20 protein-coding genes are annotated in these 24,596 nt (G+C 70.4%); 19 read left to right on the forward strand and 1 reads right to left on the reverse strand.

Features of this window, described 5'->3' with window-relative positions; genetic code table 11:
• The first annotated feature begins 7 nt into the window (after positions 1 to 7).
• From OG718_RS13290 to OG718_RS13375, 18 genes are all read left to right on the forward strand, one after another.
• A complete protein-coding gene (locus OG718_RS13290) occupies positions 8 to 1,300 on the forward strand; it encodes an activator-dependent family glycosyltransferase (RefSeq protein ID WP_143644100.1) in 1,293 nt (430 codons plus the stop codon).
• A gap of 39 nt (positions 1,301 to 1,339) precedes the next feature.
• Positions 1,340 to 2,512: a nucleotide disphospho-sugar-binding domain-containing protein gene (locus OG718_RS13295; RefSeq protein ID WP_328844224.1), complete on the forward strand. Its 1,173-nt coding sequence runs from the start codon at positions 1,340 to 1,342 to the stop codon at positions 2,510 to 2,512.
• Positions 2,513 to 2,558: 46 nt separating this feature from the next.
• The gene (locus OG718_RS13300) at positions 2,559 to 3,164 is read left to right on the forward strand and encodes a dTDP-4-dehydrorhamnose 3,5-epimerase family protein (protein ID WP_186001538.1); all 606 of its coding nucleotides are present in this window, start codon (positions 2,559 to 2,561) and stop codon (positions 3,162 to 3,164) included.
• On the forward strand, positions 3,161 to 4,297 hold the full coding sequence (locus tag OG718_RS13305) for a nucleotide disphospho-sugar-binding domain-containing protein (RefSeq protein ID WP_306936509.1): 1,137 nt from the start codon (positions 3,161 to 3,163) through the stop codon (positions 4,295 to 4,297). Before OG718_RS13300 ends, OG718_RS13305 begins: the two co-directional genes overlap by 4 nt.
• Before the next feature lie 84 nt (positions 4,298 to 4,381).
• The gene (locus tag OG718_RS13310; protein WP_143644102.1) at positions 4,382 to 5,449 is read left to right on the forward strand and encodes a glucose-1-phosphate thymidylyltransferase; all 1,068 of its coding nucleotides are present in this window, start codon (positions 4,382 to 4,384) and stop codon (positions 5,447 to 5,449) included.
• On the forward strand, positions 5,446 to 6,432 hold the full coding sequence (rfbB, locus tag OG718_RS13315) for a dTDP-glucose 4,6-dehydratase (protein ID WP_143644103.1): 987 nt from the start codon (positions 5,446 to 5,448) through the stop codon (positions 6,430 to 6,432). Before OG718_RS13310 ends, rfbB begins: the two co-directional genes overlap by 4 nt.
• On the forward strand, positions 6,425 to 7,423 hold the full coding sequence (locus OG718_RS13320) for an NAD-dependent epimerase/dehydratase family protein (protein WP_143644104.1): 999 nt from the start codon (positions 6,425 to 6,427) through the stop codon (positions 7,421 to 7,423). The genes rfbB and OG718_RS13320 overlap by 8 nt, the downstream gene beginning before the upstream one ends.
• Entirely contained in the window at positions 7,423 to 8,727 is a 1,305-nt protein-coding gene (rfbH, locus tag OG718_RS13325) for a lipopolysaccharide biosynthesis protein RfbH (protein ID WP_328844225.1), read from the forward strand. Before OG718_RS13320 ends, rfbH begins: the two co-directional genes overlap by 1 nt.
• A gap of 60 nt (positions 8,728 to 8,787) precedes the next feature.
• Positions 8,788 to 9,837: a hypothetical protein gene (locus OG718_RS13330; protein WP_328844226.1), complete on the forward strand. Its 1,050-nt coding sequence runs from the start codon at positions 8,788 to 8,790 to the stop codon at positions 9,835 to 9,837.
• Positions 9,838 to 9,849: 12 nt separating this feature from the next.
• The gene (locus OG718_RS13335) at positions 9,850 to 11,247 is read left to right on the forward strand and encodes an NDP-hexose 2,3-dehydratase family protein (protein ID WP_143644107.1); all 1,398 of its coding nucleotides are present in this window, start codon (positions 9,850 to 9,852) and stop codon (positions 11,245 to 11,247) included.
• A complete protein-coding gene (locus OG718_RS13340) occupies positions 11,244 to 12,296 on the forward strand; it encodes a Gfo/Idh/MocA family protein (protein ID WP_260695856.1) in 1,053 nt (350 codons plus the stop codon). Before OG718_RS13335 ends, OG718_RS13340 begins: the two co-directional genes overlap by 4 nt.
• Positions 12,259 to 12,978: a 4'-phosphopantetheinyl transferase family protein gene (locus tag OG718_RS13345; RefSeq protein ID WP_328844227.1), complete on the forward strand. Its 720-nt coding sequence runs from the start codon at positions 12,259 to 12,261 to the stop codon at positions 12,976 to 12,978. The genes OG718_RS13340 and OG718_RS13345 overlap by 38 nt, the downstream gene beginning before the upstream one ends.
• 16 nt (positions 12,979 to 12,994) lie before the next feature.
• Positions 12,995 to 14,566: an acyl-CoA carboxylase subunit beta gene (locus tag OG718_RS13350; protein ID WP_328844228.1), complete on the forward strand. Its 1,572-nt coding sequence runs from the start codon at positions 12,995 to 12,997 to the stop codon at positions 14,564 to 14,566.
• An 11-nt stretch (positions 14,567 to 14,577) separates the two neighbouring features.
• Positions 14,578 to 14,784, forward strand: a complete 207-nt coding sequence (locus OG718_RS13355; RefSeq protein ID WP_143644110.1) for an acyl-CoA carboxylase epsilon subunit — start codon at positions 14,578 to 14,580, stop codon at positions 14,782 to 14,784.
• A 32-nt stretch (positions 14,785 to 14,816) separates the two neighbouring features.
• Positions 14,817 to 16,589, forward strand: coding sequence for an acetyl/propionyl/methylcrotonyl-CoA carboxylase subunit alpha (locus tag OG718_RS13360; protein ID WP_328847750.1), 1,773 nt, complete (start codon positions 14,817 to 14,819; stop codon positions 16,587 to 16,589).
• A gap of 84 nt (positions 16,590 to 16,673) precedes the next feature.
• Positions 16,674 to 18,536: a 2-oxoacid:acceptor oxidoreductase subunit alpha gene (locus OG718_RS13365; RefSeq protein WP_328847751.1), complete on the forward strand. Its 1,863-nt coding sequence runs from the start codon at positions 16,674 to 16,676 to the stop codon at positions 18,534 to 18,536.
• Positions 18,529 to 19,629, forward strand: coding sequence for a 2-oxoacid:ferredoxin oxidoreductase subunit beta (locus tag OG718_RS13370; RefSeq protein ID WP_328844229.1), 1,101 nt, complete (start codon positions 18,529 to 18,531; stop codon positions 19,627 to 19,629). The genes OG718_RS13365 and OG718_RS13370 overlap by 8 nt, the downstream gene beginning before the upstream one ends.
• 361 nt (positions 19,630 to 19,990) lie before the next feature.
• Complete coding sequence (locus OG718_RS13375; RefSeq protein ID WP_143640794.1) at positions 19,991 to 21,373, forward strand: glycoside hydrolase family 16 protein; 1,383 nt, start codon at positions 19,991 to 19,993, stop codon at positions 21,371 to 21,373.
• A 101-nt stretch (positions 21,374 to 21,474) separates the two neighbouring features.
• Here OG718_RS13375 and OG718_RS13380 read toward each other — a convergent pair whose 3' ends face one another.
• Complete coding sequence (locus OG718_RS13380; protein ID WP_328844230.1) at positions 21,475 to 22,371, reverse strand: helix-turn-helix domain-containing protein; 897 nt, start codon at positions 22,369 to 22,371, stop codon at positions 21,475 to 21,477.
• Between the two features lie 147 nt (positions 22,372 to 22,518).
• Here OG718_RS13380 and tkt point away from each other — a divergent pair, with 147 nt between their 5' ends.
• Entirely contained in the window at positions 22,519 to 24,594 is a 2,076-nt protein-coding gene (gene tkt, locus OG718_RS13385) for a transketolase (RefSeq protein ID WP_328844231.1), read from the forward strand.
• Positions 24,595 to 24,596 lie beyond the last annotated feature (2 nt).

Here is a 24,596-nt window from a genome sequence, read left to right on the forward strand (position 1 = left end):
ATCAACGATGCGTGTCCTGCTCACCATCTTTCCCGCGACGTCACACCTGTACTCGGTCGTGCCGCTGGCCTGGGCGCTGCAGAGCGCCGGGCACGAGGTCGTCGTGGCGAGCCACTCGGGCGTGGTGGACCCGGGGGTGATCGGGAACATCGGCGCGGCCGGGCTCACCGCGGTGTCGCTGGGCACCCCGGACGAGCTGTCCCCGGCGCTCGGCGCGCACACCGGGGACGCCAAGCCGGACCGGCCGTCGCTGGGCTTCGACCCCGCCGAACCGGAGGAGGGCAGCGGCTGGCGCACGGCGCGCTCCATCCTCGCCGGCATGTTCTCCCTGTACTACCCGGCGCCCGAGCGGGAGGGCGGACGCCGCCCGGTCCTGGACAACCTGGTCGACTTCGCCCGTTCCTGGCGTCCCGATCTGGTCCTGTGGGACCCCCTGATGCTCGCGGCGCCGATCGCCGCCCGGGTCAGCGGCGCCGCGCACGCCCGGCTGGTGTGGGGCATGGACAACGTCGCCGTGATCCACGACCGCACGAAGCGCGAACTGGCGGACCCGCAGTCGGAGTTGACCGAGCACCCGTGGCTGAGCTGGTTCGGCCCGATGCTGGAGCGGTACGGGTTCGAGCTCGACGACGAGATGCTCCTCGGCCAGTGGACCCTCGACCTGACCCAGTCCCGGATGCGGCATCCCCTGGACCTGACACACATCCCGGTCCGCCGGGTCCCCTACACCGGGGCGGCCGCGCTGCCCGAGTGGCTGCACGCGCGGCCCGAGCGACCCCGCGCGGTGCTCACCCTGGGGGTGAGCCGGCGCAAGATCTTCGGCAGGTACAGCGGCTTCCCGATGCGCGAGTTCTTCGAATCCGTGTCCGCCCTGGACGTCGAGGTCGTCGCCACCCTCAACAACGAGCAGCTCGCGGCGGTCGGCAAGGTGCCCGACAACGTGCGCACCGTCGAGTACGTGCCGCTCAACCAGGTGCTGCCGACCAGTTCGGCGATCATCCACCACGGGGGCGGCGGCACCTTCGCCGCGGCCGTGGCCCACCGGGTGCCGCAGCTCGTGGTGCCGCTGGTCATGTGGGACGAGATGGTCACGGCCCGCTATGTCGCCGACATGGGCGCGGGCCTGGTCGCCGACCCCACCGCGCTGGACGTCGACGGCCTGCACAAGCAGCTCGTACGGCTCCTGGAGGACCCCTCGTTCCAGCTCGGTGCGCGCGCCCTGCACCAGGAGATGCTCGCCGCGCCGGCCCCCACGGACGTCGTACCGCTGCTGGAACGTCTGACCGCCGAGCGCCGCTGACGGCGACCCAACGACCAGCCACCGAGAGGACCCCGTCAGATGCGCGTACTCGTGATCTGCACCCCTGTTCCCACCCACTTCCTGCCGCTCGTGCCACTCGTCTGGGCGCTGCGCTCGGCGGGGCACGAGGTCATGGTGACCGGGCAGCCCGATGTGCTCGGCGCCGTGCGGGCCGCCGGCCTGACCGGCGCGGTCGTGGGCGAGTCGTTCGACGTGGACGGGATGCTGCTGCGGGGGCTGGCCGAGGAGCAGCGGCCGTTGCAGGCGCGGCCCCGGCCCGCGCCCGAGGTGCTCGGCGGCTACGGCAAGCTCTGGATGGGGCACGCCAAGTCCGTGCTCGGCCACTACAGCGAGCTGGTCAGGGAGTTCGGGCCGGAGTTGATCCTCTCGGACCCGCTGGAGTACTGCTCGCTGACCCTCGGCGCGCGGCTGGGCGTGCCGGTGGTGCACCACCGATGGACGGTGGACGCCATCTCCGGGCCTGCCCGGCGCATGGTGCGCCCCGACTTCCGGGAGCTGTGCGAGGAGCTGGGCCTGCCGGGCCTGCCGGATCCGGCGGTGCTGCTCGATCCGTGCCCGCCGTCCCTGCGGCTGCCGGACTCCGAGCCGGGCACGTCCATCCGCTACGTGCCCTACAGCGGCGGCGGTGAGGTGCCCGACTGGCTGCGCGCGGACCGGGGTCCCGGTGCCGGACGGCAGCGGGTCGCCGTCTCACTGGGCAACACCCTCGCCCTGCACGGCGAACCGTTCACCCGGGATCTGCTGCACGCCCTCGCGGGCCGGCCCGGCACCGAGGTCCTCGCGACGGTGCCCGAGCGGCACCGGGCCGGTATCGGCGCGGTGCCGGAACACGTACGGCTGGTCGATCCGCTGCCCCTGCACCTGTTCCTGGACAGCTGCGACGCGATGGTCCACCACGGCGGGGCGGGCACCGCGATGACCGCGACCGCCTTCGGGCTGCCTCAGCTCACCCTGCCGCAGCTGGCGGACCACTTCCCGCTGGGCGACCGGCTCGCCGCGACCGGCGCGGGCCTCACCTTCGACAAGGCAGCCGAGCAGGACGACCCGCAGCTGATCGCCGGCGCCCTGGACACCCTGCTGTCGGATCCCGCGTACGGCGCGGCGGCCCGGCGGCTCGCCGCGGAGATGGCCGCGATGCCGTCGCCCGCCGATGTCGCGGCCGACCTGGAACAGCTGGCCCGTCAGGCATGAAAGGCCACCACCCCGAGGCCACTGAGCCGAGAGAGGCGAACGCGCGGTGCTGATCGAGGAAATGGTCATTCCCGGTACCTATCTGGTGACGCCCCGTCAGATACTCGACGAGCGGGGGAACTTCTACGAGGCGATGCGGGACGACACGCTGGAGAAGGCGACCGGTGTCGCCTTCCAGCCCCGCCAGATCAACTACTCGGTGTCGAGACGCCATACGCTCCGCGGCATCCACAGCGTGAGCATTCCGCCGGGTCAGGCGAAGTACGTCACCTGTGTGCGCGGAGTGCTGCGCGACATCGTGGTCGATCTGCGGATCGGTTCCCCCGCGTTCATGAAGCACCAGGTCAACGAACTCGACGCGGATTCGGGCCGGTCCGTCTATGTGCCCGAGGGCGTCGGCCACGGCTTTCTCGCGCTCACCGACGACGCCTGCATCTGTTACGTCGTCTCCAGCACCTATGTGCCCGGAACCCAGATCGACATCAACCCGCTCGATCCCGAGCTCGATCTGCCGTGGGACTGCCCCGAAGTCCCCCTCATCTCCGACAAGGACGCCAAGGCACCGACCGTGGCCGAGGCCAGGGCGGCCGGCGTCCTTCCCCGGTTCGGCAGCACAGCGACGCCCCGATTCACCAAGGCAGGGACATTGTGAGGATCCTCTTCGTCACCGCGGGCAGCCCCGCGACCGTCTTCGCGCTCGCCCCGCTGGCCACCGCCGCCCGCAACGCCGGGCACCAGGTCGTGATGGCCGCGAACGCGGACATGATGCCGCACATCACGGGCTCGGGACTGCCCGGCATCCCGACCACCCACCGGCCGATCCGGGAGTTCATCACCCAGGACCGGGAGGGCAACCCCGAGTCGATCCCCTCCGACCCCGTCGAGCAGGCGCTGTTCACCGGCCGCTGGTTCGCCCGCATGGGCGCGGAGAGCCTCCCGCGCATGCTGGAGTTCGCGCGGTCCTGGCGGCCGGACCTCGTCGTCGGCGGCACGATGTGCTACGTCGCCCCGCTGCTCGCCGCGCATCTGGGCATCCCGCATGTGCGCCAGGCCTGGGACGCCATCGAGGCCGACGGCATCCATCCGGGTGCCGACACCGAACTGGCGCCGGAACTGGCCGAGTTGGGGCTCGACCGGCTGCCCGGACCCGAGCTGTTCGTCGACATCTGCCCGCCGAGCCTGCGCCCGGCGAGCGCCGGTCCCGCGCAGATGATGCGCTACATCCCGGCCAACGGACAGCGCAGGCTCGAACCGTGGATGTACTCGCGCGGTGAGCGGCGCCGGATCTGTGTGACCTCGGGCAGCCGGGTCGCCAAGGACAGCTACGACCGGAACTTCGAGTTCCTGCGCGGCATGGCCAAGGACGTCACCGCGTGGGACGTCGAACTCATCGTCGCCGCCCCCCAGGAGGTGGCCGATGCCCTCACCGCCGAACTGCCGGGCCTGCGCGCGGGCTGGGTCCCGCTCGACGTCATCGCGCCCACCTGCGACCTGCTCGTCCACCACGCGGGCGGTGTCAGCACCCTGACCGCGCTCAACGCCGGCATCCCCCAACTGCTCATCCCCAAGGGGGCCGTCATGGAACTGCCGGCCCTACGCATCGCCGAGCGGGGAGCGGCGATCACCCTGCTGCCCGGCGAGGACACCGCCGAGCGCATCGCCGACTCCTGCGAGGAACTGCTCGCACACCCCGGATTCCGGGAGCGGGCGGGCGAACTCTCCGCGGAGATCGCCACGATGCCGCTGCCCTCCGACGTGGTGGCGGTACTGGAACAGCTCCGCTGAACCGCCGAGGCCCCGACGCCCGAGGCACGAACGCCCGAAGCACGACGAGAAAAGGCATGCACACGTGAATCGAGAGGACTCCTCATGAAGGCGCTTGTGCTGGCAGGCGGTTCCGGTACCCGCTTGCGACCCTTCAGTTATTCGATGCCGAAACAGCTCATCCCGATCGCCAACACCCCCGTCCTGGTCCATGTCCTGGAGAACATCCGGGACCTGGGCGTCACCGACATCGGCGTCATCGTCGGCCATCGGGGTCCGGAGATCGACTCCGCCCTCGGTGACGGCTCCCGGTTCGGTGTGAAACTCACCTACATATCCCAGGACGCCCCGCGCGGCCTCGCCCACACGGTGGCCGTCGCCCGGGACTTCCTCGGAGACGACGACTTCGTGATGTACCTCGGCGACAACGTGCTGCCCGAGGGTGTCGCCGCCACCGCCGAGGAGTTCACGGCCCGGCGTCCGGCCGCGCAGATCGTGGTGCACAAGGTGACCGACCCTCGCCAGTTCGGTGTCGCCGAACTCGGTCCGGACGGCGAGGTGCTGCGCCTGGTGGAGAAGCCGAGCGAACCGCGCAGCGACATGGCGATGGTCGGCGTGTACTTCTTCACCTCGGCCGTCCACCGGGCGGTGGACTCGATCGAGCCCAGCGCCCGGGGCGAGCTGGAGATCACGGACGCCATCCAGTGGCTGCTGGACTCCGGCGCCGAGGTCCGCGCCACCCAGTACGGCGGCTACTGGAAGGACGCCGGGAACGTCGAGGACGTCCTGGACTGCAACCGCTACCTCCTGGACCGGCTGGCGCGGTCCGTCGAGGGTGACGTCGACGACCTCAGCGAACTGCTGGGCGCGGTCGTCGTCGAGGCGGGGGCGCGCGTGACGCGGTCCCGCATCGAGGGGCCGGTGATCATCGGAGCCGGCGCGGTGGTGGAGGACAGCCACATCGGCCCGCACACGTCCATCGGGCGCGGCTGCCTGGTCAGCGACAGCGCCCTGGAGAACTCCATCGCCCTCGACGAGGCGTCGGTCAGCGGTGTCAAGGGCCTGCGCAGTTCGCTGATCGGGCGCTCCGCCTCGGTCGGCACCAGTGAGCAGGGCGTCGACCGGTACCGGCTGGTCGTCGGAGACCACACCCGAGTGGAGGTCACGGCATGAGGATCCTCGTCACCGGAGCGGCCGGCTTCATCGGCTCCCACTTCGTGCGCAACGTGCTGGAGGGCTCGTACAGCGGGTGGGAGGACGCGCAGGTCACCGCCCTGGACAAGCTGACGTACGCCGGCAACCGCGACAACCTGCCGGGCTCGCACGAGCGCCTGCTGTTCGTACGCGGCGACGTCTGCGACCGCGAACTGCTGCGCGAGCTGGTGCCCGGCCACGACGCCGTGGTGCACTTCGCCGCCGAGACGCACGTCGACCGTTCCCTGGAAGGCGCGGGCGACTTCTTCCGTACGAACGTCCTGGGCACCCAGACACTGCTCGACGCCGTGCTCGACAGCGGGGTGGAGCGGGTCGTGCACGTGTCCACGGACGAGGTGTACGGCTCCATCGACGAGGGCTCCTGGACCGAGGAGTGGCCGCTCGCGCCCAACTCGCCCTACGCGGCGTCGAAGGCGGGCTCCGACCTGGTGGCCCGCGCCTACTGGCGGAGCCACGGCGTCGACCTGTCCATCACGCGCTGCTCCAACAACTACGGGCCGTACCAGCACCCGGAGAAGCTCATCCCGCTGTTCGTCACGAACCTGCTCGAAGGCCGCCGGGTCCCGCTGTACGGCGAGGGCGCCAACGTCCGTGAGTGGCTGCACGTGGACGACCACTGCCGGGGCATCCATCTGGTCCTGAACCAGGGCCGGGCGGGCGAGGTCTACAACATCGGCGGCGGCAACGAGCGCACCAACCTCGCCATCACCGAGCAGCTCCTCGAACTGACCGGCGCGGGCGCCGAGGCGATCCAGCGCGTCCCCGACCGCAAGGCGCACGACCTGCGCTACTCCATCGAGGAGACCAAGATCCGGGACGAGCTGGGCTACGCCCCGCGGATCGGCTTCGAGCAGGGTCTCGCCGACACGGTCGCCTGGTACCGGGACAACCCGGACTGGTGGAAGGCCGCCAAGCACGGAACGGACCGGGCCGTTGCCTGACCTCGACAGGGCCGCCGGCCGCACGGTCGTCGTGCTCGGCGGCACCGGGTTCATCGGCCGCCACATCGGCGAGGCCTTCACCGCGCTCGGGGCCCGGGTGCACCTGGTCTCCCCCAGCGCCGAGCCCGGCTCGGGCTCCACGGCCACCGTCCGCCTCGACGTGCTCGCCTCCTCACCCCGGGAGATCGCGGGCCTGCTCGCCACGGTCGGCGCCGACACCGTCGTCAACTCGGCCGGGCGGGTCTGGCAGGCCGACGAGCCTCAGATGGCCGCCAGCAACGCCGAACTGGTCACCAAGGTCGCCGAGGCGCTCGCCGCACTTCCGCGGCAGCCGCGCAGACCCCGGCTGATCCAGCTCGGCAGTGTCCACGAGTACGGGGCGGGCACCCCGGGAGGAGCCATCCCGGAGGACTGGCCGCCCGCGCCCGTCACCCCCTACGGGCGTACGAAACTCCTCGGCACCCAGGCCGTGTCGCGGGCCGTACGGGATCAGGACGCGGACGCGGTGGTGCTCCGGCTCGCCAATGTGATCGGCCCCGGAATCTCCGTGGCCAGTCTCTTCGGCCAGGTCGCCCGGCATCTCGCCGGGGCCGCCCGCGCCGACGCCCTCGGCGAGAAGCCGGACGAGCTGCGGCTGCCGCCGCTGCGGGCCGCCCGCGACCTGGTGGACGTCCGGGACGTCGCCGACGCCGTGGTGGCCGCGGCCGTCGCGCCCAGTGCGCGGGTCAGCGGGCGCGTGATCAACGTGGGCCGCGGCGAGGCCGTGCCGGTCCGTGACCTGATCGACCGGATGGTCGCGCTCAGCGGCCTGGAGGTTCCGGTGAGCGAGGAGGGCGGCGCGCCGCCGAACCGCAACGACGTCGAGTGGCAGTCCCTGGACATCTCCCTGGCGCGCGAACTGCTCGGCTGGACACCGCGCCGCCCGCTGGACACCTCACTGCGCGAACTGCTCGCGGCCGTGATGCCGCCCGTCAACGAGAGGACAGGATGATGAGCGACCCCAAGGAAACGGTGCTCGACGCGGTCCGCGCGTACCACGAAGTCAGCGCACCGGCACGGGAGTTCGTGCCCGGCACGACGGAGATCTGGCCCTCGGGAGCGGTCCTGGAGGTGGAGGACCGGGTGGCGCTGGTGGAAGCCGCCCTCGACATGCGGATCGCCGCCGGGCGCAGCCAGCGCAAGTTCGAGTCGGCGTTCGCCAGGCGGCTGAAACGGCGCAAGGCCCATCTCACCAACTCCGGCTCCTCGGCGAACCTCCTCGCCGTCTCGGCGCTCACCTCGCCCCATCTGGAGGACCGGCGGCTGAAGCCGGGCGACGAGATCATCACCGTCGCGGCGGGCTTCCCCACCACGGTCAACCCGATCCTGCAGAACGGGCTCGTACCGGTCTTCGTCGACGTGGACCTGACGACGTACAACGCGACCGCGGACAAGGTCGCCGCCGCCATCGGGCCCAAGACCCGGGCGATCATCATCGCGCACGCGCTCGGCAACCCCTTCGAGGTCACCGCGATCGCCCAACTCGCCGAGGAACACGACCTGTTCCTCATCGAGGACAACTGTGACGCGGTCGGCTCGCTGTACGACGGGCAGCTCACCGGCACGTTCGGCGACATGACCACGGTCAGCTTCTATCCGGCGCACCACCTCACGATGGGCGAGGGCGGCTGTGTGCTGACCTCGAACCTGGCGCTCGCCCGGATCGTGGAATCGCTGCGGGACTGGGGGCGGGACTGCTGGTGCGAGCCGGGCGAGAACGACAAGTGCCTCAAGCGGTTCAAGTACCAGATGGGCACCCTGCCGGCCGGCTACGACCACAAGTACATCTTCTCGCACGTCGGTTACAACCTGAAGGCCACCGACATCCAGGCCGCCCTCGGTCTGACCCAGCTCGCCAAGCTCGACGACTTCATCGACGCCCGCAAGCGCAACTGGCGGCGGCTGCGCGAGGGCCTGGACGGCGTACCCGGGCTGCTCCTGCCCGAGGCCACACCCCGCTCCGACCCGAGCTGGTTCGGATTCGTGATCACCGTGGACCCCGAAGCCCCCTTCGGCCGCGCGGAGTTGGTGTCCCATCTGGAGGACCGCAAGATCGGCACCCGGCGGCTGTTCGCCGGCAATCTCACCCGGCACCCCGCCTACATCGACCAGCCCCACCGCGTGGTCGGCGACCTGACCAACAGCGACATCATCACCGAACACACGTTCTGGATCGGGGTCTACCCGGCGCTCACCGACGAGATGCTCGACTACGTGACCGCCTCGATCAAGGAGTTCGTGGCCGCGCGCGGCTGAGTACGGCTTCGGCTCCGACCCGCACCCGACACGCATGTGAAAGGCGTTGACGTACCCGCGATGAACGAGAAGACAGCGAACGGCAGGACGGCGGACCGGACGGGACCGGGACCGGGACCGGAACTCGGCGGCAGGCTGACACGCGGACTCCGTGGCCGCACGGCCCGCGGACTCCGTGCGCGCACCGCGCTCGGGCTCGGTGGCCGTGTGGCGCTCGGGCTCGGTGGTGCCGTTGTGCTGCTCCTGGCCGGTGTGCAGGGGCCCGCGGTCGCGGCCCCGCCCGTCGGGAGCACCCCGGCCTCCGCCTCGGCCGCCGAGGGCTCCCACACCGTCGAACTGCGCTCCACAGCCGAGGGGTTCACGGCGCCGGCGACCACCCGGCCCGGGCTCACCACCTTCAACGCCTCCACCACGCAGGAGGGCAAGGGCTGGATCGGCCTCGTCCGGCTGAAGGACGGCGTCGGCTGGGACGACTTCACGTACGACCTGTTCCGCGCGCTGGGCAACACACCGGCCGAGGTGCCCCAGGGCGCCAAGGACCTGAACCGGGACGCCACCCTGCTCGGCGGGCTGGTCATCCACGACGGGCAGCCCGGCTCCTTCACCCAGCACCTGTCTCCGGGCACCTACCTGCTGTTCGACTACCTCGCGGTGGCCGACGCCCAGCCCCGCTACCGCTGGCTGACGGTGTCCGGCAGCTCCGTGGACCAGGGTCTGACGCCGACCGCGACGGTCGTGTCGAAGAACGTGCCGGGCACCGGTCCCCGCTTCGAGGTCCAGGGCAGGGTACGGGCCGGCCAGCCGGTGCGGTTCGTGAACCGGATCCCGGGCCAGGTCAACGAGTTCCTCTTCGTACGGATCGCGGAGGGGACGACCGAGGCCGACCTGAAGGCGTACTTCGACTCGATGCCGGACGACGGCAGCTTCCCGCCGGGCTCGCCCTTCACCTCGGTCAGCCTGGGCAGCCTCCCGCTGTCCACCGGCCGGTCGACGGTGGCGCGGGTCCCGACCGGGACCGGCCCCCACGCGCTCATCACCTGGAACAAGGACGCCACCGACGGCATCAAGCTCGTCAAGAAGGGCCTGTTCACGATCGTCGACGTCGACTGAGGGAGTTCTCCCATGCTGTCCCACACCCTTCAATCGCGCGGCGAGGCCGCCCTGGCCGACCGGCTCGCGCTGTCGGCCGCCACCACCGAGGGTTCCCACCTGGCGACCGCCGACTTCCACGGCTGGCTCGCCGAGCGCGGGCGGGCCAACGCGTTCCGCGTGGACCGCATCCCGTTCGCCGAGTTGCAGGGCTGGTCGTTCGAGGAGTCCACCGGAAACCTGGTGCACCGCAGCGGCCGGTTCTTCACCGTCGAGGGCCTGCACGTCACCGAGCGGGACGGCCCCTACGGCGACGGCCCGTACGCCGACTGGTACCAGCCCATCATCAAGCAGCCCGAGGTCGGCATCCTGGGCATCCTCGTCAAGGAGTTCGACGGGGTACCGCACTTCCTGATGCAGGCCAAGATGGAGCCCGGAAACCCGAATCTGCTCCAGCTCTCCCCCACGGTCCAGGCGACCCGCAGCAACTACACCAAGGCCCACCAGGGCGCGGACGTGAAGTACATCGAGCACTTCGTCGGCCCCGGCCGCGGCCGGGTCGTCGCGGACGCCCTGCAGTCCGAGCACGGCTCCTGGTTCTTCCGGAAGTCCAACCGCAACATGATCGTGGAGGCGGTCGGCGAGGTCCCCCTCCTCGACGACTTCTGCTGGCTCACCCTCGGCCAGATCGGCGAACTGCTGCACCAGGACAATGTCGTCAACATGGACTCGCGGACCGTCCTGTCATGTCTGCCCCTGCCGGCGACGGCGGCCGGGGCGCTGCGCACCGACATCCAGCTGCTGTCCTGGATCACCGGGGAGCGCGCCCGGCACGACGTGCACGCCGAACGCGTCCCGCTGGCCGGGCTGCCCGGCTGGCGGCAGGACGAGATGACCGTCGAGCACGAGGAGGGCCGCTACTTCAACGTCGTCGCGGTGGCCGTGCAGGCCGGCAACCGCGAGGTCACCAGCTGGACACAGCCCCTGTTCGAGCCGGTCGGCACCGGCGTCACCGCCTTCCTCACCCGGGAGTTCGACGGCGTGCCGCACGTACTGGTGCACGCCCGGGTCGAGGGCGGCTTCCTGGACACCGTGGAGCTGGGCCCCACCGTCCAGTACACGCCGGGCAACTACGCCCACCTCGCGGAGAAGGAGCGCCCGCTCTTCCTCGACTCGGTCCTCGACGCGTCGCCCGACCGTGTCCGCTACGGTGCCGTGCACTCGGAGGAGGGCGGCCGGTTCCGCAACGCCGAGAGCCGCTATCTGATCGTCGACGCCGCCGAGCACGACACGCCGCTCGACCCACCGCCCGGCTACGCCTGGGTCACCCCCGGCCAGCTCACCTGGCTCGTCCGCCACGGCCACTATCTCAACGTGCAGGCACGCACGCTGCTGGCCTGCCTCAACGCACTCCCGGTGAGGGCACGTTGAGCGCGGGTGCGGCGGCCGGGGCCCCGGTGCGGATCGGGGTGCTGGGCTGCGCGGACATCGCGGTGCGCCGAATGATGCCCGCGTTCGCCGCCTCCCCCGGTCTGGAGATCGCGGCGGTCGCCAGCCGTGACCTCGCCAAGGCAGAACGGGTCGCCGAACGCTTCGGCTGCCAACCCGTCCAGGGATACGCCGAACTCCTGCGACGCGACGACATCCAGGCCGTGTACGTGCCGCTGCCCGCGGCGCTGCACGCCAGGTGGGTGGAGGCGGCGCTCGACGCGGGCCTGCACGTCCTCGCCGAGAAGCCCCTCAGCACCGACTCCGCTACCACCGAACGGCTGCTGTGCCTCGCCGCCGCCCGGGGACTCGCGCTGATGGAGAACGTGATGTTCGTCCACCATCCCCTGCACGAGGCGGTGCGGCGCCTCGTCGCGGACGGCCGGATCGGTGAACTGCGCACCTTCCAGGCGGCGTTCACCATTCCCCGGCTCCCCGACGACGACATCCGGTACGTCCCCGAGCTCGGCGGCGGCGCGCTGGCGGACGTGGGGCTCTATCCGCTGCGGGCGGCCCTGCACTTCCTCGGGCCGGACGTCGAGGTCGTCGGTGCCCATCTCGCGAGCGACACGGGGCGTCTGGTCGAGACGTCCGGCGCCGCGCTGCTGCGCACGCCGGGCGGAGTCATGGCACAGGTCACCTTCGGCATGGAGCACGCGTACCGCTCCGGTTATGAACTGTGGGGCAGCGAGGGCCGGATCACCGTCGACCGCGCCTTCACCCCGCCCGCCGACCACATCCCCGTGATCACCGTGCAGCGTGGCGCGGACATCGAGGAGATCCGGCTCCGGCCCGCCGACCAGGTCGCGGCCACCGTCAGGGCCTTCATGTCGGCGGTGCGTGCGGGCACCTCGCCGAGCGCGGACACGCTACGGCAGGCGGTGCTGCTGAGCGACGTGCGACGAGCGGGAGCATCGGATGATGGAGCGTCAACACCCAGTGTGGACAAGCACGTTGGAAGTCTTTCTGCTGTCTCCGAACCGTCGCCCTGAGGAGGACGGTGTCACGATCCCCTCGTACGGCCCCGGCGCGCTCGACGAACTCGACGACGCCGAGCGGCAGCGGGCAGCCGCCTTCCGGCGCCCGGCCGACCGGGATCTGTACGTGGCGGCGCACATCGCGCTGAGGCGGGTGCTCGCCACGTACGTCGGAATCCCCGCACGGAAGCTCACCTTCGCCCGTGCGGACTGCCCCAGGTGCGGCGGCCCGCACGGCAGGCCCGTACTCGCCGAGCCGGGCCCCGTCCCGCACTTCTCGCTCTCGCACAGCCACGGCACGGCCCTCATCGCCGTGGCCGCCCGCCCGGTCGGCGCCGATGTGGAGCGGCTGCCGGCATCCGAGCGGGTGGAGGTGTGCCTGCCCTCCCTGCATCCGCACGAACAGGCGGAACTGCGACGCCTGGAGGGAGAGGACCGGCGGGCCGCCTTCGCCCGCATCTGGGCGCGCAAGGAGGCATACCTCAAAGGCACGGGCGCCGGAATCGGCCGCTGGATGTCCGAGGTGTACGTCGGCGACGGCGGCCCGGGAGCGCCGCAAGGGCCGGACGGCTGGACCGTACGGGACGTGCCGTGCCCGGCGGGCCACGCGGCGGCCGTCGCGCTCCACGGCACACCGCCCACGCACACCGTCGTGCGTGAACTGCCCGGGGATCTCCGGTCCCTGACCAGTCACTGATCGGGAGGGCACACGTATGACCATCATGGAGGAGCGGCGGCCGACGGCCACGCACGTCGAGGAGCTGGCCAGGCTCAAGAGGCAGGTGCACGAGGGCCCCGGCGAACGCGCGACCTCGGCCCAGCACGCCCGCGGCAAGCTGACGGCCCGCGAACGCATCCAACTCCTCATGGACGAAGGCACGTTCAACGAGGTCGAGCCACTGCGCCGGCACCGGGCGACCGGCTTCGGTCTGGAGTCGAACCGCCCGTACACGGACGGCGTGATCACCGGCTGGGGCACCGTGCACGGGCGCACGGTCTTCGTGTACGCCCATGACTTCCGCATTTTCGGCGGCTCGCTGGGCGAGGCCCACGCCACCAAGATCCACAAGATCATGGACATGGCCATCGCGGCCGGTGCACCCCTGGTCTCACTGAACGACGGGGCGGGCGCCCGCATCCAGGAGGGCGTGTCCGCGCTCGCCGGCTACGGCGGCATCTTCCAGCGCAACACCCGCGCCTCGGGCGTCATCCCGCAGATCAGCGTGATGCTGGGCCCGTGCGCCGGCGGCGCCGCGTACTCCCCGGCGCTCACGGACTTCGTGTTCATGGTCCGCGAGACCTCGCAGATGTTCATCACGGGCCCGGATGTCGTCAAGGCGGTCACCGGCGAGGAGATCACCCAGAACGGCCTGGGCGGCGCCGACGTGCACGCCGAGACGAGCGGCGTCGCGCACTTCGCGTACGACGACGAGGAGACCTGCATCGCCGAGGTGCGGTATCTGCTCTCGATGCTGCCCCAGAACAACCGCGACGTCCCGCCCCGGGTGGACCCCGACGACCGGGCGGACCGGCGCACCGACGCCCTGCTGGACCTGGTCCCCGTGGACGGCAACCGGCCGTACGACATGACGAAGGTGATCGGGGAACTCGTCGACGACGGGGACTACCTGGAGGTCCACGAGCGCTGGGCCCGCAACATCATCTGTGCGCTGGCCCGGCTCGACGGCCAGGTGGTGGGCATCGTCGCCAACCAGCCGCAGTCCATGGCCGGCGTCCTCGACATCGCGGCCAGCGAGAAGGCGGCACGCTTCGTGCAGCTGTGCGACGCGTTCAGCATCCCGCTGGTGACGCTGCTCGATGTGCCGGGCTTCCTGCCGGGCGTGGACCAGGAGCACGGCGGCATCATCCGGCACGGCGCGAAGCTCCTCTACGCCTACTGCAACGCGACCGTGCCACGCATCTCCCTGATCCTGCGCAAGGCGTACGGCGGTGCGTACATCGTCATGGACTCGCAGTCCATCGGCGCCGACCTGACCTACGCCTGGCCGTCGAACGAGATCGCGGTGATGGGCGCGGAAGGCGCCGCCAACGTTGTCTTCCGCAGGCAGATCGCCGCTGCCGACGACCCCGAGGCGATGCGCGCCAGGCTGGTCAAGGAGTACAAGGCCGAGCTCATGCATCCGTACTACGCGGCCGAGCGCGGCCTGGTCGACGACGTCATCGACCCCGCCGACACGCGTTCGGTACTCATCCGCTCCCTGGCGATGCTGCGCACCAAGCACGCGGAGCTGCCCTCCCGCAAACACGGCAACCCCCCACAGTGACAGGAGAGTTCGTGACCACCAGCGTTCCGTCCATCCAGGTGTTGAAGGGAGAGGCCGGCGCGGAGGAGCTCGCCGCCCTCACAGCCGTCCTCCTCGCCGGCAGTGCGCGGCGTTCCGTCCCGGACGGCGAAAGCGCCCGTGCGGCATCGCGGCGGGCCGGATGGCAGCGTACGGGCCATACCTCCGGGTACGGCGCGCCACAGAGTTGGCGTACATGAGCGCCGCCCGCCCACGCCTGCGTCAGGCCCGTATCCGCAAGGTGTTGATCGCCAACCGTGGCGAAATCGCTGTTCGTGTCGCCCGGGCGTGCCGAGACGCCGGTATCGCGAGCGTGGCGGTGTACGCCGAGCCGGACCGGGACGCGCTGCATGTGCGGGCCGCGGACGAGGCGTTCGCGCTGGGCGGTGACACCCCCGCGACCAGTTACCTCGACATCACCAAGGTGCTGCAGGCGGCCAAGGACTCCGGCGCGGACGCCATCCACCCCGGCTACGGCTTCCTTTCCGAGAACGCCGACTTCGCCCAGGCCGTCCTGGACGCCCAGCTGATCTGGATCGGCCCGCCCCCGCAGGCCATTCGCGACCTGGGCGACAAGGTCGCCGCCCGCCACATCGCCCAGCGCGCCGGCGCCCCCCTGGTGGCCGGCACCCCCGACCCGGTCTCCGGCGCGGAGGAGGTCGTGGCCTTCGCCGAACAGCACGGCCTGCCCATCGCCATCAAGGCCGCCTTCGGCGGCGGCGGCCGCGGCCTCAAAGTCGCCCGCACCCTGCAAGAGGTCCCCGAACTCTACGACTCGGCGGTCCGCGAGGCGATCGCCGCGTTCGGCCGCGGCGAGTGCTTCGTGGAGCGCTACCTCGACAAGCCGCGGCACGTGGAGACCCAGTGCCTGGCCGACTCCCACGGCAACGTGGTCGTCGTATCGACGCGTGACTGCTCGCTGCAGCGACGGCACCAGAAGCTGGTCGAGGAAGCCCCCGCCCCGTTCCTGTCCCAGGCGCAGGTCGCCGAGCTGTACTCGTCCTCCAAGGCCATCCTCAAGGAGGCCGGCTACATCGGCGCCGGCACCGTGGAGTTCCTCGTCGGCACCGACGGCACGATCTCCTTCCTGGAGGTCAACACCCGCCTGCAGGTCGAGCACCCGGTGACCGAGGAAGTCGCCGGCATCGACCTGGTCCGCGAAATGTTCCGCATCGCCGACGGCGAAGCACTCGGCTACGACGACCCGGAACTGCGCGGCCACTCCCTGGAGTTCCGCATCAACGGCGAGGACCCCGGCCGGGGCTTTCTGCCCGCCCCCGGCACGGTGACCACCTTCGCCCCGCCCTCGGGCCCGGGAGTGCGGCTGGACGCCGGCGTGGAGAGCGGCAGCGTGATCGGCCCCGCCTGGGACTCCCTGCTCGCCAAACTGATCGTCACCGGCGCCACCCGCGAACAGGCCCTGCAACGCGCCGCCCGCGCACTGGCCGAATTCCAGGTCGAGGGCATGGCCACCGCCATCCCCTTCCACCGCGCGGTCGTGCAGGACCCGGCGTTCGCCCCCGAACTGACCGGCTCCACCGACCCCTTCACCGTCCACACCCGCTGGATCGAAACCGAGTTCGTCAACGACATCAAGCCCTTCGCCGCCCCCACCGACACCGAGGTGGAGGACGAGCCCGGCCGCGAGACCGTCGTCGTCGAGGTCGGCGGCAAACGCCTGGAAGTCTCCCTGCCCGTCTCCCTGGGCATGTCCCTGGCCCGCACCGGCCTCGCCGCCGGCGCCAAACCCAAACGCCGCGCCGCCAAGAAGTCCGGCCCCGCCGCCTCCGGCGACACCCTCGCCTCCCCCATGCAGGGCACCATCGTCAAGGTCGCCGTCGAGGAAGGCCAGGAAGTCAAGGAAGGCGACCTCGTCGTCGTCCTGGAAGCCATGAAGATGGAACAACCCCTCAACGCCCACCGCTCCGGCACCGTCAAAGCCCTGGCCGCCGAAGTCGGCGCCTCCATCACCTCCGGCGCCCCCATCTGCGAAATCATTTCCTAGGGAGACCCCGTGTTCACCAGGTCCGACCTCCCCGATGAATCCGACCTCCCTAGTGATTCCGGCGTCCTTGATGAATCCGCCTCCCTGCTGTCGAAGGATGTTCGCCGGTTGGATCGGGTGATCATCCGGTTCGCGGGGGACTCGGGTGACGGTATGCAACTCACCGGGGACCGTTTCACCTCCGAAACGGCATCCTTTGGAAACGACCTTTCGACACTGCCGAACTTCCCCGCCGAGATCCGCGCGCCCGCAGGCACCCTGCCGGGCGTTTCGTCTTTCCAGCTGCACTTCGCCGACCACGACATCCTCACCCCCGGCGACGCCCCCAACGTCCTGGTCGCGATGAACCCCGCCGCGCTGAAGGCGAACATCGCCGACGTGCCGCGCGGCGCGGAGATCATCGTCAACACCGACGAGTTCACCAAACGGGCGATGCACAAGGTCGGCTACCCCACCAGCCCTCTGGAGGACGGTTCGCTGGACGGCTTCAGCGTCCACCCCGTGCCCCTGACCACGCTGACCGTCGAGGCCCTCAAGGACTTCGACCTCACCCGCAAGGAGGCCGAGCGCAGCAAGAACATGTTCGCGCTCGGTCTGCTGTCGTGGATGTACCACCGGCCCACGGAGGGCACCGAGAAGTTCCTGACGGCCAAGTTCGCCAAGAAGCCCGATATCGCGGCGGCCAACATCGCCGCGTTCCGGGCGGGCTGGAACTTCGGCGAGACCACCGAGGACTTCGCGGTCTCCTACGAGATCGCCCCGGCCACCGCCGCGTTCCCGGCCGGCACCTACCGCAACATCTCCGGGAACCTGGCCCTGTCCTACGGCCTGATCGCCGCCGGCCGCCAGGCCGACCTGCCGCTCTACCTGGGCTCCTACCCCATCACCCCGGCCTCGGACATCCTGCACGAGCTGAGCCGGCACAAGAACTTCGGCGTGCGGACCTTCCAGGCCGAGGACGAGATCGCCGGCATCGGCGCCGCCCTGGGCGCCGCCTTCGGCGGCTCGCTGGCCGTCACCACCACCTCCGGACCGGGTGTCGCCCTCAAGTCGGAGACGATCGGGCTCGCCGTCTCCCTCGAGCTGCCGCTGCTGGTCATCGACATCCAGCGCGGCGGCCCCTCCACCGGCCTGCCCACCAAGACCGAGCAGGCCGACCTGCTGCAGGCCATGTTCGGCCGCAACGGCGAGGCACCGGTGCCCATCGTGGCCCCCCAGACGCCCGCCGACTGCTTCGACGCCGCCATCGAGGCGGCGCGCATCGCGCTCACCTACCGCACCCCGGTCCTGCTGCTGTCCGACGGCTACCTCGCCAACGGGTCCGAGCCCTGGCGCATCCCCGACACCGACGAACTGCCCGACCTGCAAGTGCAGTTCGCCCAGGGCCCCAACCACACCCTGGACGACGGCACCGACGTCTTCTGGCCCTACAAACGCGACCCCCACACCCTCGCCCGCCCCTGGGCGATTCCGGGTACGCCGGGTCTGGAACACCGCATCGGCGGCATCGAAAAGCAGGACGGCACCGGCAACATCTCCTACGACCCCGCCAACCACGACTTCATGGTCCGCACCCGCCAAGCGAAAATCGACGGCATCGACGTCCCGGACGTCGAGGTCGACGACCCCTCCGGCGCGGCCACCACGCTGGTGCTGGGCTGGGGTTCGACCTACGGGCCGATCACCGCAGCCGTGCGGCGGCTGCGCGGGGCCGGGGAAGCGATCGCGCAGGCCCACCTGCGCCACCTCAACCCCTTCCCCCGCAATCTCGGCGCGGTGCTCAAGGGTTACGAGACGGTGGTGATCCCCGAGATGAACCTCGGGCAGCTCGCCACCCTGGTCCGGGCGAAATACCTGGTGGACGCCCACTCCTACAACCAGGTCAACGGAATGCCGTTCAAGGCCGAACAGCTCGCCACGGCTCTCAAGGAGGCCATCGATGGCTGAGACGACCACGGAAGGCCCGGGCACGATCGAGGCACTCACCCTGGTGCCCAAGGCCGAGGCCAGGCAGTCCATGAAGGACTTCAAGTCCGACCAGGAAGTGCGCTGGTGCCCCGGCTGCGGCGACTACGCCGTCCTCGCCGCCGTCCAGGGCTTCATGCCCGAACTGGGCCTCGCCAAAGAAAACATCGTCTTCGTCTCGGGCATCGGCTGCTCCTCCCGTTTCCCGTACTACATGAACACCTACGGCATGCACTCCATCCACGGCCGCGCCCCCGCCATCGCCACCGGCCTCGCCTCCTCCCGCCGCGACCTGTCCGTGTGGGTCGTCACCGGCGACGGCGACGCCCTGTCCATCGGCGGCAACCACCTCATCCACGCCCTCCGCCGCAACGTCAACCTGAAGATCCTCCTCTTCAACAACCGGATCTACGGACTCACCAAAGGCCAGTACTCCCCCACTTCAGAGGTCGGGAAGATCACCAAGTCCACGCCCATGGGCTCCCTGGACGCACCCTTCAACCCGGTCTCCCTCGCCATCGGCGCCGAAGCCTCCTTCGTGGCGCGGACCGTGGACTCCGACCGCAAACACCTCACCGAGGTGCTGCGCCAGGCGGCCGCCCACCCCGGCACCGCCCTCGTCGAGATCTACCAGAACTGCAACATCTTCAACGACGGCGCCTTCGAAGTCCTCAAGGACAGGCAACAAGCCGAAGAAGCCGTCATCCGCCTCGAACACGGCCGGCCCATCCGCTTCGGCGCCCCCCTCGACAACGGCCTCGGCTCCAAAGGCGTCGTACGCGACACACAGACCGGCGACCTCAAAGCCATCACCGTCACCCCCGAAAACGAACCACACATCCTGGTCCACGACGCACACACCACCTCCCCCACCACAGCATTCGCACTGTCCCGGCTCGCCGACCCCGACACCCTCCACCACACCCCCATCGGAGTCCTGAGGGCCGTCGACCGCCCCGTCTACGACACACAAATGGCCGACCAACTCGACACCGCCATCGAACAGAACGGCAAAGGCGACCTCTCCGCACTCCTCACCGGCGGCGACACCTGGACCGTCGTCGGCTCACGCTGAGCGCGACGTCCTGGTGCTGCCTGATCTGTACGCCCGGCAGGCCCTCGTCGCGGCCCCCTCGACCATCCCCGTGGAACACCATTCGACGTCCCCCGGTACCTCGGCCTGAGCCGCGGTACCGGGGGCTTTCGGCGTTTGTGGGTCCGGCGGGCCGGAAGCGCTTTCTGACGCCGCGTCCGATCCGTCCCCTCCTTCACCGTGTGAACTCCCCTGCCCCCTGGGGGCTTTCTCTGCTTTACCTCTTGACGACCGGAGTGCCGAAGAGCACATTGGCCGCGCAGCTGCTTTGAGAGCGCTCTCAACAGCTCCCGCGCACCCCCGCACACCCGCGCACCCCCACTCCGTACCCGAAGAGGCACCCATGAGGGAAACTTCAGGCACACCCGTCAGACGCGGTCCACTCCGGCGCACGCTCATCGCGCTGGTCAGCGTGCTGAGCCTGGCGGCGGCCGGGGCATCGGCAGCAGAGGCGGACGCGCCCGCGCCGCCCAGCGGCTGGACCCAGGTCTTCGTCGACGACTTCAACGGCACGGCGGGCACCGGCGTCAACACCTCGAACTGGCAGTACGCGACCGGCCACGGCTACCCGGGCGGGCCCGCCAACTGGGGCACGGGCGAGATCGAGAACATGACGTCCAGCACCAACAACGTGGCCCTGGACGGCACAGGGAACCTCCGGATCACCCCGCGCCGCGACGCCGCGGGCAACTGGACCTCGGGCCGCATCGAGACCAACCGCACCGACTTCCAGCCGCCAGCCGGCGGCAAGCTGCGTGTCCAGTCCCGGATCCAGATGCCTAACGTGACGGGCGCCGCCGCCCGCGGCTACTGGCCGGCGTTCTGGATGCTGGGCGCGCCCTACCGCGGCAACTACCAGAACTGGCCGAGCGTCGGTGAGATAGACATCCTGGAGAACGTCCAGGGTCTCAACACCGTGTGGGCCACGCTGCACTGCGGCACCAACCCGGGCGGCCCCTGCAACGAGACGACCGGCCTCGGCGGCTCCACCGCCTGCCCGGGCGCGACCTGCCAGGCCGGCTTCCACACGTACGGCATGGAGTGGGACCGTTCGACGAGTCCGGAGGAGATCCGCTTCTACGTCGACGGCATCAACTACCACACCGTACGGGCGAATCAGGTCGACGCGACGACCTGGGCGAACGCCACGAACCACGGCTTCTTCATCATCCTGAACGTGGCGATGGGCGGCGGTTTCGTGGACGCCTTCGGCGGCGGTCCGGACGGCGCAACCGTGCCCGGCAATCCCCTCGTCGTCGACTACGTCCAGGTGTTGCAGTCCGCGGGCGGCACCACGCCTCCGCCGACCGGCAACCGTGACGCGTACAGCGCGATCCAGGCCGAGTCGTTCGACGGTCAGAGCGGCACGATCACCGAGACCACGACCGACTCGGGCGGCGGCCAGAACATCGGCGCCCTCGCCAACGGCGACTGGGCCCTCTTCCGAGGTGTCAACTTCGGTTCCACGGCGGCCAGGCAGTTCAGCGCCCGGGTCGCGAGCGGTATAGCGGGCGGCGCCAGTGGCCTGGTCGAAGTCCGCCTCGACAGCCGTACGAGCGCCCCGATCGGCACCTTCGCGCTCGCCAACACCGGCGGGTGGCAGAGCTGGCGGACCGTCCCGACGAACATCAGCAACGTCACCGGTACGCACGACGTGTATCTGACCTTCACGAGCGGACAACCGGCGGACTTCGTGAACGTGAACTGGTTCAACTTCGGCCGCTGAGAGCCGAGTCGGTGAGGAGGGGGCGGGCCGCACAGGCCCGCCCCCTCCTTTGATTCCTCAGTGCGGCTCCGCCAATTCCTCGGTGCGGCTCCTCTGATCCCTCAGTGCAGCTCCGCCCGGAACGCCACCGGCGCCACCCCGGTGTGCTGGTGGAAGAACTTGGTGAAGTTGGCCGCGTCGGGGAATCCCACCGAGACCCCGATGCGGCCGATCGGCATGTCCGTGTGGGCGAGGAGCCGCTTGGCCTCCAGGACGACCCGCTTGTCGATGAAGCCCTTCGGGGTCTCGCCCGTCGCGGCGCGGACCGCCCGGACGAGGGTGCGGCGGGAGTAGCCGAGGGCGTCGGCGTAGGCGCTGACGCTGTGGTTGGTGGCGAAGCCCTTCTCGACCGCCTCGCGGAAGCGGGTGAAGGTGGTGTCCGCCTGGTCGCGTGCCGCGTCGGCGGAGCTGGCGGCGAGGTGCGCCAGGCGGAGCAGGAACGCGGTCAGGGAGTGCCGCAGCACGGAGGTGTGCAGGGTGAGCGGCAGCGTGGTCGTGTCGACGTACTCGCGTTCCAGTTGGGTGAGGCCTGCCTTCAGTCCGGCGAGCTGGGCCGGGTCGGGCCTCAGCAGGGGCGGCAGGTCGTAGCGGTAGAGGCCGGTCGCCTCGACCGTGGCGCGGGGCAGGAAGCCCGGCTGCATGATCAGGACCGTTCCTCGGTAGGCCTCCGTGCTGGAGAAGCGGTGGACCTGGCCGGGGCGTATCCACAGGAGTTCACCGGCGGTGACCTCGTACTCCGTGAAGTCGACCATGTGCCGGACCGGGCCGTCCCCGAAGAGCATGACCACATGGAAGTCGATGCGGTGGACGCGCTCGATCGCCTCGTTCGCGTGCCAGGTCCGGCCGGGCTCCATCGGGCCGACCTGCATGCCGACTCCGCAGACGCTCAGGTCGACGGGAAAGGGAAAGGTTCTGATCCCGTCGCCGGTGTCGCCGTCTTGGGCTTTTCTGTCCGCCATGTCCCTCTCGCGTCGGCTCGGTCCCCGCGGTCGTTGTCCCACTTTCACCAAAGGCTGACACAGGGCCACCTTCCCCGGCAAAAGTCTGACTTTTAAGTTTGAACGCAACCGAGCAGTTACTGGGCTTCTACCGAGGACTTCTTGAAGATGAGCACGCAGACACCTGACAGCTTTGAGTGGACCGATCTGGACCGGCGAGCCGTCGACACGGCCCGTCTGCTTGCGGCGGACGCCGTGCAGAAGGTCGGCAACGGCCACCCCGGCACCGCGATGAGCCTCGCCCCAGCGGCGTACACCCTCTTTCAGAAGGTGATGCGACACGATCCCGCGGACCCCGAGTGGACCGGCCGCGACCGCTTCGTCCTCTCCCCCGGCCACACCTCGCTGACCCTCTACACCCAGCTCTTCCTCTCCGGGTACGAGTTGGAGCTGGACGACCTCAAGGCGTTCCGCACGCACGGCTCGAAGACGCCCGGCCACCCGGAGTACGGGCACACGGCCGGGGTCGAGACGACCACGGGCCCCCTCGGCCAGGGCGTCGCCAACGCGGTGGGCATGGCGATGGCCGCCCGCTTCGAGCGCGGCCTGTTCGACCCCGAGGCCCCCGAGGGCGAGTCCCCCTTCGACCACACCGTCTGGGCGATCGTCTCCGACGGCGACCTGGAGGAGGGCATCTCCGCCGAGGCGTCCTCGCTCGCCGGCCACCAGAAGCTCGGCAACCTCGTCTTCGTCTACGACGACAACCACATCTCCATCGAGGGCGACACCGCCACCGCCTTCTCCGAGGACGTCCTGAAGCGGTACGAGGCGTACGGCTGGCACGTGCAGCGGATCGAGCCCGCGCTCGGCGGCGACATCGACCCGCACGCGCTCCACGAGGCCCTCACCGCGGCGAAGGCCGAGACCGGCCGCCCCTCGATCATCGCGATGCGCACGATCATCGCCTGGCCCGCGCCCACCGCCCAGAACACCGAGGCCTCGCACGGCTCGGCGCTCGGCGCCGAGGAGATCGCGGCCACCAAGCGCCTGCTGGGCTTCGACCCGGAGCGGACCTTCGAGGTCGCCGACGAGGTCCTGGACCACGCCCGGAAGGCCCTGGACCGGGGCGCCGAGGCGCACGCCGCCTGGAACAAGCAGCTGGCCGCGTGGCGCACCGCGCAGCCCGCGCGCGCCAAGCTCTTCGACCGGATCGTGGCCGGTCAGCTCCCCGAGGGCTGGGAGTCCGCGCTCCCGGCGTTCGAGGCGGGCACGTCCGTCGCGACCCGTGCCGCGTCCGGCAAGGTCCTCCAGGCGCTCGGCGATGTGCTCCCCGAGCTGTGGGGCGGCTCCGCCGACCTGGCCGGCTCGAACAACACGACCATCGACAAGACGTCGTCCTTCCTCCCGAAGGGCAACCCGCTGCCGGAGGCAGACCCGTACGGCCGAACCGTCCACTTCGGAATCCGTGAGCACTCGATGGCCGCGGAGATGAACGGCATCGCGCTGCACGGCAACACCCGGATCTACGGCGGCACGTTCCTCGTCTTCTCCGACTACATGCGCAACGCGGTCCGTCTTTCGGCCCTGATGCAGCTGCCGGTGACGTACGTCTGGACGCACGACTCCATCGGCCTCGGCGAGGACGGCCCGACCCACCAGCCGGTCGAGCACCTCGCCTCGCTCCGCGCCATCCCGGGCCTGAACATCGTGCGCCCGGCCGACGCCAACGAGACGTCGATCGCCTGGGCCGAGATCCTCAAGCGGCACGCCACCGACCCGGCCCCGCACGGCCTCGCCCTCACCCGTCAGGGCGTGCCGACGTACGAGGCCAACCCCGAGGCGGCGAAGGGGGGTTACGTACTGCGCGACTCCTCCACCGGGACCCCGGACGTGATCCTCGTCGCCACCGGATCCGAGGTGCAGCTCGCCGTCGCCGCGCGCGAGCAGCTGGAGGCCGAGGGCGTCGGAACGCGCGTGGTGTCGATGCCGTCCGTCGAGTGGTTCGAGGAGCAGTCACCGGAGTACCGCGCGAGCGTGCTTCCGCCGTCCGTGAAGGCCCGAGTGGCGGTCGAGGCGGGCATCGGCCTGACCTGGTACCGGTACGTCGGTGACCACGGACGCATCGTCTCCCTCGAACACTTCGGCGCCTCCGCCGACGCAAAGACCCTGTTCGACGAGTTCGGCTTCACCCCCGAGAACGTGGCCTCCGCCGCCCGGGAATCTCTTGCCGCAGTCCGCGGTTGATC

It is taken from the genome of Streptomyces sp. NBC_00258, from assembly GCF_036182465.1.
Classification (GTDB): domain Bacteria; phylum Actinomycetota; class Actinomycetes; order Streptomycetales; family Streptomycetaceae; genus Streptomyces.